The following is a 12989-nucleotide window of genomic DNA, read 5'->3' as shown; positions in this document are numbered from 1 at the left end:
CCGGTCTGGCATCATTGCCGGCCCCTGAACACGGGTGTCGGTTTCAGGGTTGCGAGTGTTCATGCGTGGTTGCCTTTGTTCTCCGGGGTTTTCCGCCAGCAGGCGACAAATGCTAGCGGTGGATTATATTGCTCTCGCTCCAGATCTGCACAGTAGTTTCCCACGTTAGCCGCAGTCTCCTCTATATATTGCAACTCCAGCCCACTGCTGATCGCAGCGGTTAATATATCGCTGAATGTATGCTGAAAGTAATAGTTTTCTTTCGCCTTGTACTTTTCGCCTTCAAAGTAATCCAATCCTTCGGTGTCTCTTTGTGGGGAACGGTCAAAGTAGCTCATCCCAAGTGTTGAAGGTGGACCTTCGATATACATGTTCAAGACGGGATGGATTTCTTCCATCAAGAAGTAACCACCGGGCTTGATCAGGCTTGCGCAGATTTTGAAGTATACTTGCAAGTCCGGCATCCAGCCGATAACGCCAACAGTGCTCGCGAGGAAGTCAAATTCTGGAAAGGGTTCTGAGGGGATGTCGTAGAGGTTGACACATGCGAACTCGATGTCGGGCTGACGGCTTGCCTGGGCAAGCTGCTTTGCCTGGGTGATAAATTTTTGTGAACCATCTAAGCCCAGACAGTAGCCGGCACCCTTGTTTTTGAGGGAAATCAGATCTTTCCCATTGTTGCAGCAGACCTGAACCACCGATTTCTCCGAGAGGTCAAATCGGTCGACCATCAGATTGAAATCTTCTTCCAAGGCGTTAAACCCGGGCACGGATACACGTTGCTCGAGATCCGTATTTTTGGCCGCGTGAATGTCCGCAGCCTCATCCCAGGACTCCAGCGTTTTCTCGGTGTAGAACTTTGTATGGTTATTCATTGTATTAAGTCTAAGCTGACTGTTTGTACACGGTGCCTGTTCACGTGCCCTATCCGCGGGTCCGCAATCTGCTAGCGGGCTTCCTCCTGTCGCAGGGTAAGCACCTCAAATCCATCAGCTGTCACGAGTATTGTGTGCTCCCACTGCGCGGACAATTTTTTGTCGCGGGTGATTACCGTCCAGCCGTCCTTCTTGGTTTTGGTCTTGTGGGTGCCCTGATTGATCATCGGCTCGATGGTGAAGGTCATGCCTTCCTTGAGTATCTCGCCGGTGCCGGGGCGGCCGAAGTGTAGTACTTGTGGAGCCTCGTGCATTTCGCGGCCGATACCGTGGCCGCAGTATTCGCGCACCACACTGTAACCGTGACTGTCGGCGTGTTTCTGGATGGCGTGGCCGATATCGCCGAGGGTGGTGCCCGGGCGTACGATTTCGATGCCTTTCCACATGGCGTCATAGGTCGCCTGCACCAGTTTGCGGGCTGCCGGTTGTACCTCGCCGATCATGTACATCTTACTGGAGTCGGCAATAAAGCCGTTCTTTTCCAGGGTAATATCCAGGTTGACGATGTCGCCGCTTTTCAGTTTGCGCGATGCACTGGGCATGCCGTGGCAGACTACCTCATTGATGGAGGTGTTGAGGGAGTAGGGGTAGTCGTACTGGCCCTTGCTGGCCGGGCGCGCTTTCAGGTCGCGGGTGATGAAAGTTTCCACCTGGCGGTCAATCTCCATGGTGGTCACGCCGGGGGTGACGAAGTCATCCAGCATGGCAAACACTCTGGCCAGCAGTCGCCCGGACTCCCGCATCAGTTCCTGTTCGGCTGGCGTCTTGATAATGGGGCGGTTCATTGCGACGGCTCTCCGATCAGTGTGTCCAGTGTCGGTGTTGCTTCCCGCAGCATTTTTTTACACAGCTGGTTGTAGGTCATGTCGGGGTTGAGCTCGGCCAGCATGCCGACACGTATCCAGAACTCGGCCTGGGCATTGATGGAGCGCGACATGGCCGCACTCGCCTGACGAATCTCGTCGTGTACTGCGTCGGAAACTTTGACGATTCCCATGAAGTGTTCACCATCTGTCACGGAGTATATGAAGTGTATACGTTGCGTATATTGTGCGCTAGTTGGTCGGGAAGGTAAAGGGCGAGGTAAAGAGGGAGATCCCGTGTCGGCGCGTGAACCGGAAATCTGAGGTAATGGCCAAGCCCCGGTTAACCCCGTTGAATGCTCTGTGTCAGAAAACAAAAACGATAGCGGTGAAGAGGCGATAGAGAACACCATGCGGGATTTCCGGTTTTCCACCACCAGAACCATCATTTGCGAGGCCGGCGCCGCGGCCAGGCTGGCCGACCTCTGTCGCGCAGAGGGCGCCAGCAAGGTGTTGCTGGTTACCGACAGCGGTATTGTGAATGCGGGGCTGTTGGATCGCATTTTGCCGGGGTTCGATCACGCCGGTCTGCGCCTGGGGATTTTCGACCGGGTAGAGGCCGATCCCAAAGATGCCACCATTGAGGCGGCGGCCCATGCCGCGCGTGCACTGGGTGCTGAGCTGGTGGTGGGGTTTGGCGGTGGCAGCTCCATGGACGTGGCCAAACTGGTGGCAGTACTGGCACACCCCGAGTGTCGCGAATCTCTGGAGGAACTCTACGGTGTGGATAATACCCGTGGCCCCAGGTTGCCACTGGTGCAGGTGCCCACCACCGCGGGTACCGGTTCCGAAGTGACGCCGATCGCCATCGTCACCACGGGCGAAACCACCAAGGCCGGGATTGTGTCGCCAGTTTTACAGCCGGACATTGCGGTGCTGGACGCCGAGCTCACCCTCGGGCTCCCCGCCCATGTAACGGCAGCCACCGGCATCGATGCCATGGTGCACGCGATAGAGGCCTACACCAGCTGCGATAAAAAAAATCCGGTCTCGGACATGTTGGCCAGAGAGGCGTTACAGCTACTGGCGAGTAACATCGCCGCCGCGACCCACGATGGCAGTAACCTGATGGCACGGGGCAACATGCTGCTGGGGGCACTCTATGCCGGCCAGGCGTTTGCCAATGCACCGGTGGCGGCGGTGCATGCGCTGGCCTATCCGCTCGGTGGTCATTTCCATATTCCCCATGGCCTGAGTAATTCTCTGGTATTGCCGCAGGTGTTGCGCTTCAATGCCGCAAACGCCGGCGCCGCGTACGCCGAACTGGCGCCCCACATCATGGGCGACGCCTGTATTGCCGGTAGTGATAGTGAAGTGACGGAACAGTTGATCTGCTGGCTGGAAAATCTGATTGTGGAGCTGGGGCTTCCCAATCGCCTGCGCGACTGCAATGTCGATGAGGCATCTCTGCCGCTACTGGCGAGTGAGGCGATGAAGCAGCAGCGCCTGCTGGTCAACAATCCCCGTACCGTGACCGAGCGGGATGCGCTGGCGATCTATCGCGCAGCCTATTGAAATTCTTACAGCGCATCGGCCCACACAGAAGCAGACTCGGAGAGAGAAAGAGCGTATGTCAGAGCAGCAGAGATCCGCAGACGTGTTTGAGCGCGATCACTACCGGGCCTTCTATCCCATCAGCACCCGTTGGCACGACAATGATATCTACGGGCATGTGAACAACGTGACCTACTACAGCTACTTTGACAGCGCGGTAAACCGCTATCTGATCGAAGAGGGTGGGCTGGATATCCACAACAGTGAGGAGGTGGCCTTTGTGGTCAATTCCAGCTGCGACTACCGCGCCCCGCTGGCCTATCCACAGCAGTTGGAGGCGGGTATCCGGGTAGAGAAGCTGGGTAACAGCTCCGTGGTTTACCGGGTGGGGATCTTCCGCGCCGGTGAGCTTCAGGCTGCCGCGAACGGCACCTTCACCCACGTATTTGTTGCACGCGGGGCAAACCGTTCCGTGCCCATTCCCGCGAAAATCCGCGCGGCGCTGGAGAAAATTGCGTAAGCTTGCGGGTCGATGTACCTAATCCAGTAATTCCCGAGCTTCAGATTTGCGCCCCTATAATCCGCCCGCCGCCCCCTATCTTGATGTCGTCTACAGCGACGCCGAGCTGCTGGTACTCGACAAGCCCAGCGGCCTGCTTACCGTTCCCGGCCGCGACCCCGCCCACAAAGACAGCCTCGCCAGCCGTGCGCAGGCTGAATACCCGGATGCACTGATCGTGCATCGCCTCGATATGGATACCTCCGGCCTGGTGGTGATGGGCCGGGGCAAAGAGGTTCACCGCGCACTGAGCACAATGTTCCAGAACCGTCAGGTGGATAAGTCCTATATTGCGCGGGTGTGGGGGGAACCGGTGGAAGACGAGGGCACAGTGGACCTGCCACTGATCTGCGACTGGCCCAATCGCCCCAGGCAGAAGGTCTGTTTCGAGTCCGGGAAGCCGTCCCAGACCCGCTGGCATAAGCTCGACAGTGACGGCGCCACCAGCCTGCTGGAGCTGATCCCCATCACCGGTCGCTCGCACCAGCTGCGGGTACATATGCAGGCGCTCGGCCACCCGATTCTCGGCGATCCCTTCTATGCCCACCCGGAGGCACTGGCGGCGGCACCGCGGTTGCTACTGCATGCGCAGGTGCTGGGTTTTGAGCATCCAGTATTGGGTAGGGAAATGCATTTCCTGTGCAATCCGGGCGAAGCCTTTCAGGCTGACGGGTGAGCGCGGTGTCTCGTTATCTGTTGTACATGAGGAGCTGTCACCAATGGGGGTGTCCTCTCGGCCAAGCGCAAGCTGACTTATCCTGCCTCATCCGCAGACGTTGCCAACATATCCTCAATCAATTCGTCGATCTGCGCCCGGGTAACATTGGGCATACAGATCACGTGACTCTCGCCGTTGGCGGTAGCCAGCTGCCATTTCTGTTTCACCGATTCCGCCACCTGCGGGAACACCACGGTGATGGCGCCGGGGTTGCGCCAGGCGTTGATGCCGGCGTGGCGCATCTGGGTTTCCGCATAGCTGGCAGTGTCCAGGGAATGCTGTACCCGCGCGGCCAGTCCTTCCACACCCAGGGATTTGATGGTGTGCCACAGCACCAGCGGGGTAAAGCCGTTGCGTGAACCGGTGATGGTGGTATCCAGGTTACCGATATAGGAAATGGAACGCGCAATGCGGTCTACGTTACATTTGCGTGCCAGCACAATGCCGCAGGGAATCGGCGAGCCGAAAAATTTGTGGCCGCTGATGGAGATGCTGTCGGCGCCGTCGGCAAAGTCGAATGCGGGGCGCGGATCCATAAACGGTGCCATGCCCCCGCACAGCGCGGCATCGCTGTGAATATAGCGCTGGCTGAATGCCATCTCGTCGAGGATATTATTGATCTTGTTCAGATCGTCCCGCGCTTCGGTCATGGTGGTGCCGATATTGGCAAAGATAATCGGCGGAATATCGCGGCGTGCGCGCAGGGTCTCGCGCAGGTCGTCGTAATCGATTTCGCCGTTTTTCTGCGAGCGGATCATGATGTGACGCATGCCGAGAAAATGCAGGTTCTTGGCCACGCTGTAGTGGGTGTCCTGGGAGTAGTACACAATGCCCTTGGGCAAAAGCTCCCGCGCCAGATACAGTCCATATAGATTGCCCTCGGTGCCGCCGTTGGTGACGTAACCCCACCAGTCGTTTTCCGGTGCCCGCAACATTTCCGCAAAAAAGGTGATGACGTCGCGCTCAAAGCCGCGGCTGTCCACGCGCCAGGTCGAATCGCTGAAGGGGTCGCCGAGGTTGTTGAGGGGGTAGCGCAAAAAATCCACCAGGTCGTCGAATTCAAAATCCTTGGAGACCGGGTAGCCGAGGTAGGACTCGGTGTTCTTGCGGGTGTTTTCCAAAAACGCCTGCAGGCGTGCGCGATCGGAAGTGGAGAGCGTCATCTCGAAAAGCCTTGTAAATTTTTATAAGAATAGTTTCAAAGGTTGGCAATAAAAAAGGGCGATCAATGATCGCCCTTTGCGGTATGAAGAGGACTGTTATTTTTTACCCTTCATTGCTGCAGCGAGGATATCACCCATGCTGCCGCGGCCACCGTTTCCGCCCTGTTGCTGGCGGTTGCGATTGTTGTGACGCTGGGCCTGTTTACTTTCGCGGTGATCACCTTTCTTGACACCGCCACTGCCCTGCTCGCCGGGCTCGTCGCTCATGCGCATGGACAGGCCGATACGCTTGCGCGCCACGTCCACTTCCATCACTTTCACCTTGACGATGTCATTCGCCTTCACCACTTCGTGGGGATCCTTGACGAATTTCTCGGACAGCGCGGAGATGTGTACCAGGCCATCCTGGTGTACACCGATATCTACAAACGCGCCGAAGTTGGTGACATTGGTGACGGTGCCTTCGAGTACCATGCCCGGGCGCAGATCCTTGATCTCTTCCACCCCCTCTTCGAACTGGGCGGTGCGGAATTCCGGGCGCGGGTCGCGGCCGGGCTTTTCCAGCTCGGCGATGATGTCTTTTACCGTGGGCAGACCGAATTTCTCATCGGTGTAGTCCGCCGGGTTCAGCTGGCGCAGGAAGCCGGAATCGCCAATCAGGCTGTTGATCTCGCGGCCGTGCTTTTCAGCGATACGCTTGACCACGATATAGGATTCCGGGTGCACGCCGGAACGGTCCAGCGGGTCTTCACCGTTGTTGATACGCAGGAAGCCGGCGGCCTGCTCAAACGCCTTGGGCCCGAGGCGTGGGACTTCTTTCAGCTGTTTGCGGCTTTTGAACGCGCCGTTCTCATTGCGGTAGGTGACGATATTGTTGGCGATGGAGGCGCTGAGGCCGGACACGCGGGACAGCAGCGGCGCGGAGGCGGAGTTCAGCTCGGCGCCGACGCCGTTTACACAGTCTTCCACCACGGCGTCCAGGGAGCGCGCCAGTTGGGTTTGGGAGACGTCGTGCTGATACTGGCCGACACCGATAGACTTTGGTTCGATCTTCACCAGCTCCGCCAGAGGGTCCTGCAGGCGACGGGCGATGGAGATGGCGCCGCGGATGGTCACATCCAGGTCCGGGAACTCTTTCGCCGCGAATTCGGACGCGGAGTAAATGGAGGCGCCGGCCTCGTTCACCATCACCTTCTGCGCGCTGAGCTTGAACTGCTTGATAGTCTCGCCGACGAACTTGTCGGTCTCGCGGCTGGCGGTACCGTTGCCAATGGCGATCAGGCCCACATCGTACTTCTTGCACAGCGCCGCGATCACCGCAGCGGATTCCGCCAGCTTGTTCTGCGGCGGGTTGGGGTAGATGGCGGTGTGGTCCAGTACCTTGCCGGTGGCGTCCACCACCGCTACCTTCACCCCGGTGCGCAGGCCCGGGTCGAGGCCGATGGTGGCCTTCTGGCCCGCCGGGGCCGCCAGCAGCAGGTCTTTCAGGTTGCGGGAGAAGACCTTGATGGCTTCCTCTTCTGCCATTTCCCGCAGCTGGCCGAGGAGGTCGGTTTCCAGGCTGGTGAGCAATTTGATACGCCAGGTCCAGCGCACCACTTCACCCAGCCACTTGTCCGCCGGGCGGCCGTGGTCTTCGATTTCCACGTGGCGGGCGATCATCACCTCGCAGGGATGGGCCTGGCTGGGGGTGCGCTCTTCGTCGCCCTCGAGACCGAGATTGATGGCGAGAATGCCTTCGTTGCGACCGCGGAAGATGGCCAGGGCGCGGTGGCTGGGGACCTTGGCAAAGGGTTCAGCGTACTCGAAGTAGTCGCGGAACTTGGCGCCTTCCTGTTCCTTGCCGTCCAGCAGCTTGGATTTCACCTGGCCCTCGCGGCTGAGGAAATCCCGCAGCTTGCCCAGCAGCTCGGCGTCTTCGGCAAAGCGCTCCATCAGGATGAACTTGGCACCGTCGAGGGCGGCCTTGATGTCTTTGACATGCAGGGCGGCGTCTTCGTTGTCGGTGTTGAGGTACTGCTGTGCCTCCTCTTCCGGATTCAGGGTAGGGTCGGCGTAAAGGGCGTCGGCCAGCGGCTCGAGACCGGCTTCGATGGCGATCTGGCCTTTTGTGCGGCGTTTGGGTTTGTAGGGGAGGTAGAGGTCTTCGAGGCGGTTCTTGGTATCGGCGGCGTTGATCTGCTGGGTGAGTTCCGGGGTCAGCTTGCCCTGCTCGTCGATGCTCTTGAGGATCGCGGTGCGGCGTTCTTCCATTTCGCGCAGGTAGCGCAGGCGATCTTCCAGGGTCCGCAGCTGGGTGTCATCCAGCTCGCCGGTCACCTCCTTACGGTAACGGGAGATGAAGGGCACGGTGGCGCCTTCGTCCAGCAGTCCCACTGCGGCGGCCACCTGTTGCGGGCGCACGTTGAGTTCTTCAGCGATACGGGCGTTGATATCCAACATCTTGTTTATTTACATCCTCGATGGTTCATTAACCGACGCGGGCCCGCGTCCCGGTCACAAATTTGGGCGCGCCCTTTGCCGGCGGCGGCGATAGCGAATGAACAGACCGTGTCCAATGACCGATGTTCAACCCGCAGCCCGGTAAGCGTTACCGGACTGCAAAAAATGGGCGGCCATTATGGGCCAAGCGGCGGCGGTCACCAAGACTGATCGTCTTCCCGAAAATTGCTCACAGCATCCGTTTGCGGTCAAGTGCATTTTGTTGCGGCAGCTCGCATCCCGGACAGGTTTATTTGTCGCCCAACTCCAGTAGAATGCCCAACTAGTTAAATTTTGATCAATGGAATCATTTGTGAAACCAGCACATAAAAATAAAGTATTAGGAATTGTTGTTGCCGCTGGCGTAGCTGCGGTAGCTGCTGTCTTCATGATGGCCCCGAAGCCAGAGGAAAAAGTTGCCGAAGCCGTGGTGCCACCCATGGCGGATGTGCTCTACGCGGAGCCCAGCCGCCAGACCCTGCTGGTACCCAGCCAGGGCTCTGTACACGCACGCCACGAGATTGAAGTGGTGGCCCGGGTGGGCGGTGTGATCCAGGGCGTGGGCGATGCCTTCGTGCCCGGCGGTTTTTTCCAGCAGGGGGATTCCCTGTTACAGATCGAACCAGCGGACTACCGCCACGCGCTGACCCGTGCGGAATCCCAGGTGGCCACCGCAGCCGCCACTCTGGCCCAGGAGCAGGGGATGGCCAAGCAGGCCAAGCGTGAATGGCGCGACCTGGGAACGGCCACGGCCAATGACCTGTTTCTGCGCAAGCCACAACTGGCTGCGGCCGAAGCAGGGCTGGCTGCAGCGAAGGCCGATCGCGACCAAGCCAAACTGGACCTGGATCGCACCGCGGTGAAGGCGCCGTTCGCCGGCCGGGTGGTGGAGACTCTGGTGGATATCGGCCAGTACGTTACCCCGGGCACCCAGCTGGCCCGTATCCACAGCACCGACATTGCCGAGATTCGCCTGCCACTGACCGATCATCAACTCTCCCTGCTGGAGCTGCCACTGGGCAGAGCCGTGGAAGATGGTCCAGCAGTGCGTGTCGCCGCCAATCTGGCGGGCAAGGAGCGCGAATGGCGTGGCCGGATCGTGCGCACCGAAGCGGCTATCGACCCCAACAGCCGTTTCGTTTACGCCGTGGCGCAGATTCAGAACCCGTACGCCGGCGAGGCTCCGCTGATCAACGGTCTGTTTGTGGAGGCCCATATCGCCGGCAGGACCTACGACGACATCGCCATCCTGCCGCGCCAGGCACTGCACGAAGGCGATCACATCCTGGTGTTGAATGATGAGAACCAGCTCGGTTTCCGCGACGTGGAGCTGCTGCAGGCGGTAGGTGATCAGGTATGGCTGCGCGGGGATATTGCCACCGGCGAGAAAATTGTGGTGTCCAGCCTCGGCTATAGCCGCGAGGGCATGGTGCTCACACCCAATCCTCTGAATGAAAAGCCCAGTGGCCTGATTCTGGGTGAGGAGGAAGAGAATAAGGAAGCCGAGGAAGAATCTCCGGAGGAATCCTCCGGCAGCACCACCGCCGCGGCACAGGGGGCCTTCTGATCATGCAGGGCATTATTGGATGGTTCGTCCGCAACGGTAAGGCCGCCAACCTGCTGATGATCATGATCGTCATTGGTGGCCTGTTTGGTATTTCTCATGTGGGCCGGGAAGTGTTTCCGGCCATCAACCCCGGCGTGGTCAAGGTTGATATCAGCTACCCCGGCGCCGGTCCTGCGGAAGTGGAGCAGCAGGTCACCCTGCGTGTGGAGCAGGCCATTGCCGAGGTGAAAGGCATCAAGGAGATCAACTCCTGGTCCGCCCGCAGCCACAGCACCGTACGGGTGGAGGCCAGTGAGGGGTACGACGAGCTGCGCCTGCTGAACGATATCAAGGTACAGGTGGACTCCATCAATACCTTCCCCTCTGACATCGAGCGCCCGGTGATCGCGCTGGAGGAGTGGGAGCAGCAGATGATGATGATCGCCATCGGCGGTCCCGTCTCTGATCGCCAGCTCAAACAGACCGCTCTCGACCTGCGCGATGAACTGATGCTGTTGCCGGGCGTGCGGCGGGTAGATGTGTGGGGGGATCGCGCCGACGAAGTCTCCATCGAGGTCTCCGAGATCAACCTGCGCCGCTACAACCTGACCTTCGACGATGTGGCCAGCGCCGTGCGCCGTTCCTCCCTGGACCTGCCGGCAGGCCGCGTGCGCTCCGACCGCGGTGATATCCAGGTGCAGACCCGCGGCCAGGCCTATACCCAGGCGGACTTCGAGCGCATTCCCCTGTTGAGTCGGGAAGACGGCACCCAGCTGTTGCTGGGGGATGTGGCCACCGTCCACGACGGTTTCGAGGAAGAGGGGTCGGTGATCCGTTTCAATGGTGCACCGGCCATGAACCTGCGGGTGATGCAGGGGGAGCCACTGGACGTAGTGGCCACTGCTGAAGCGATCCGCGCGTTCATGAAAGAGGCCCGCGAGACACTACCACCGGGAATGGAGTTCGAGACCTGGTTCGATTTCTCTGAAGCGTATGAGAGCCGCATGAGCATGCTGTTCTGGAACGCAGTCACCGGTCTGGCGCTTGTGTTTGTACTGTTGATGCTGTTCCTGCGCCCGGCACTGGCGGTGTGGGTAACCATCGGTATTTTCACCGCGTTTATGGGCGCCTTCTGGTTGCTGCCCACCACCGGTGTGACCCTGAACATGCTGTCGCTGTTCGCCTTCCTGATGATTCTCGGTATCGTGGTGGATGATGCGATCATTGTCGGCGAGGCGGTGCACGCCGCCCACGACCGTGGCGAGACCGGGCTCAAGGCCGCAGAAGCCGGGGTGAAGACCGTATCTGCGCCGGTAATTTTCGCCGTGGTCTCCACCATGGTGTTCTTTGTACCCATGTTGTTCCTGCCCGGCGTCACTTCACAGATGATGATGGCGTTGCCGGTGGTGGTGTTGCTGTGCCTGACGTTCTCCCTAGTGGAATCGCTGCTGATCCTGCCGGCGCACCTGGTGAACCTGAAGCCGGAAAAGCCGGCCACCTCCGGGCTTGGCAAAAAACTGCAGGCGGTACGGGGCAAATTTGCCAATGCCATGCAGCAGGCCGGCGACAAGTACTATATGCCGCTGCTGGAAAAGTCCCTGGGCAACAGCCGCGCCACGGTGATGATCTTCTTTATGGCCCTGATGTTGTCGTTTGCGGTGTTCAAGGGGGGCTATATCGGTTCTGCATTTTCTCCCGAGGTGCCCTCGGACATGCTCGAGCTGAAGACCACCATGGCCCAGGGCGAATCTTTTGAAGAGGCCAAACGGGTACTGCAGCAGTTCGAACGTGCCGGTGCCAAGGTCGCTCAGGACCCGGATATGCTGGCCCTGAACGGTGGCAAAGACTTCGTGGAAAACACCATGGTGTTCCTGTGGCGGGGTAACGTGAACGTGATCCTTCAGCTCACCGATGGCGAGCAGCGCGACGTCACCTCCGAACAGTTGGCACTCAAGTGGCGCGAGTATGTGGGTAAACTGCCGGCCAGTGTGGAAGAGATGAAAATCCACCACACCATCAACGACGGCGGCGCGGGCATGTCCCTGAACCTCAGTACCGCGTCCGGCGATATGGATGAACTGCGCCGCGCCGCGGATGCGGTGAAAGATGCGCTGGCCAAGTATGCCGGTGTCTACGACGTGCGCGACAATCTGGTTGCCGCCCGTCAGGATATCGAGATCCAGTTGAAGCCCCACGCCACCAACATGGGCATTGGCCTCGCCGACGTGGCCAAGCAGGTGCGTCAGGGTTTTTACGGTGAAGAAGTACAACGCATTCCCCGCGGCCGTGAAGATGTGCGCGTGATGGTACGTTATCCGCAGGAAGAGCGTGCCAGCGAAGACCAGATCGATCGTATCCGCGTGCGCACCAACGAAGGCGAAGTACCGTTCACTGCAGTGGCGGACGCGGTCTATGTACCCGGTTACACCACCATCCGCCGCAACGATCGTGAGCGCACGGTGCAGGTGACTGCGGAACTGATTCCGGGCTCGTCACCGGCATTCGAGATCCTCAAGCAGCTGCGCGAAGAGAACCTGAAGCAGTGGGAAGCCCAGTTCCCGGGGTTCAGCCTCAAGACTGCGGGCGAGATGCAGGAAGAGGCTGAGTTCGGCACCGCGATCCTGTCCTTCTTTATCCTGTCGTTGTTTACAATATACGCGCTGCTGGCCATTGCGTTCCGCTCCTACTCGCAGCCGCTGCTGATTCTCACCGCGGTACCCTTCGGGTTCTTCGGCGCGATCCTCGGCCACCTGTTGATGGGCTATGACATCAGCATCATGTCCATGCTCGGCTTCCTCGCCGCAGCGGGCGTGGTGGTGAACGACAACCTGGTATTGATGGACCGCATCAACCAGCTGCGTGCCCAGGGTATGGCGGTCATGGACGCGGTGGTTCAGGCCGGTCGCGACCGTTTCCGTCCGATCATCCTGACCTCCATTACCACGTTTATCGGGTTGCTGCCGATCATGTTCGAGCGCTCGATCCAGGCCCAGTTCCTGATTCCGATGGTGGTCAGCCTGGCCTTCGGCGTCCTCTGTGCCACCTTCGTGACGCTGGTTCTGGTACCGAACCTGTACAAGGTGATCGAGACCCTGCGTGTCAAAGTGAAGGGCGACAAGGCTTCTGAGGAGCTGCCGGTCAGTTTCGAGAAGGTCTGATCGGTTAGCCGCCGCCGGGTTTTATTCGGGCCCGGTGGCGCGCCCTTATCGGGATGAGGTAATCCGATACTC

The 12989-nt window shown here is 59.4% G+C and carries 10 protein-coding genes; 5 read left to right on the top strand and 5 right to left on the bottom strand.

Translation table 11 applies throughout. The annotated features are described in order from the left end of the window. Positions 1 to 59: 59 nt before the first annotated feature. From LPW13_RS14275 to LPW13_RS14265, 3 genes are all read right to left on the bottom strand, one after another. The gene (locus LPW13_RS14275; RefSeq protein WP_230436385.1) at positions 60 to 875 is read right to left on the bottom strand and encodes a class I SAM-dependent methyltransferase; all 816 of its coding nucleotides are present in this window, start codon (positions 873 to 875) and stop codon (positions 60 to 62) included. Positions 876 to 946: 71 nt separating this feature from the next. Then, positions 947 to 1720 carry a type I methionyl aminopeptidase gene (gene map / locus LPW13_RS14270; protein WP_230436384.1) on the bottom strand — a complete coding sequence of 258 codons (774 nt, stop codon included), beginning with the start codon at positions 1718 to 1720 and terminating at the stop codon, positions 947 to 949. Next, complete coding sequence (locus tag LPW13_RS14265) at positions 1717 to 1932, bottom strand: ParD-like family protein (RefSeq protein ID WP_230436382.1); 216 nt, start codon at positions 1930 to 1932, stop codon at positions 1717 to 1719. The genes map and LPW13_RS14265 overlap by 4 nt, the downstream gene beginning before the upstream one ends. A gap of 169 nt (positions 1933 to 2101) precedes the next feature. On the opposite strand from LPW13_RS14265, the gene LPW13_RS14260 reads away from it, so the two are divergent. From LPW13_RS14260 to LPW13_RS14250, 3 genes are read left to right on the top strand one after another with little or no spacing between them, the layout of a single operon-like run. Next, the gene (locus LPW13_RS14260) at positions 2102 to 3313 is read left to right on the top strand and encodes an iron-containing alcohol dehydrogenase (protein ID WP_329957907.1); all 1212 of its coding nucleotides are present in this window, start codon (positions 2102 to 2104) and stop codon (positions 3311 to 3313) included. A gap of 55 nt (positions 3314 to 3368) precedes the next feature. Next, on the top strand, positions 3369 to 3812 hold the full coding sequence (locus LPW13_RS14255; protein ID WP_230436380.1) for an acyl-CoA thioesterase: 444 nt from the start codon (positions 3369 to 3371) through the stop codon (positions 3810 to 3812). Between the two features lie 46 nt (positions 3813 to 3858). Next, positions 3859 to 4527 (top strand): pseudouridine synthase, encoded by a 669-nt coding sequence (locus tag LPW13_RS14250; RefSeq protein ID WP_230436378.1) that lies wholly within the window; start codon positions 3859 to 3861, stop codon positions 4525 to 4527. Positions 4528 to 4604: 77 nt separating this feature from the next. Here the strand turns inward: LPW13_RS14250 and LPW13_RS14245 are convergent, their stop codons facing one another. Both LPW13_RS14245 and LPW13_RS14240 read right to left on the bottom strand, forming a co-directional pair. Beyond that, on the bottom strand, positions 4605 to 5732 hold the full coding sequence (locus LPW13_RS14245) for a histidine decarboxylase (protein ID WP_230436377.1): 1128 nt from the start codon (positions 5730 to 5732) through the stop codon (positions 4605 to 4607). 96 nt (positions 5733 to 5828) lie between these two features. Beyond that, entirely contained in the window at positions 5829 to 8174 is a 2346-nt protein-coding gene (locus tag LPW13_RS14240; protein WP_230436375.1) for a Tex family protein, read from the bottom strand. A 352-nt stretch (positions 8175 to 8526) separates the two neighbouring features. Between LPW13_RS14240 and LPW13_RS14235 the strand changes: the two genes are divergently transcribed. Next, positions 8527 to 9780, top strand: coding sequence for an efflux RND transporter periplasmic adaptor subunit (locus tag LPW13_RS14235; RefSeq protein ID WP_230436373.1), 1254 nt, complete (start codon positions 8527 to 8529; stop codon positions 9778 to 9780). A 2-nt stretch (positions 9781 to 9782) separates the two neighbouring features. Next, positions 9783 to 12917, top strand: coding sequence for an efflux RND transporter permease subunit (locus tag LPW13_RS14230; RefSeq protein ID WP_230436371.1), 3135 nt, complete (start codon positions 9783 to 9785; stop codon positions 12915 to 12917). Positions 12918 to 12989 lie beyond the last annotated feature (72 nt).

Source organism: Microbulbifer celer, assembly GCF_020991125.1.
Lineage (GTDB): Bacteria > Pseudomonadota > Gammaproteobacteria > Pseudomonadales > Cellvibrionaceae > Microbulbifer > Microbulbifer celer.
Note: the sequence above shows the minus strand (reverse complement) of the source record. Positions and strands in the feature narration are given on the sequence as shown.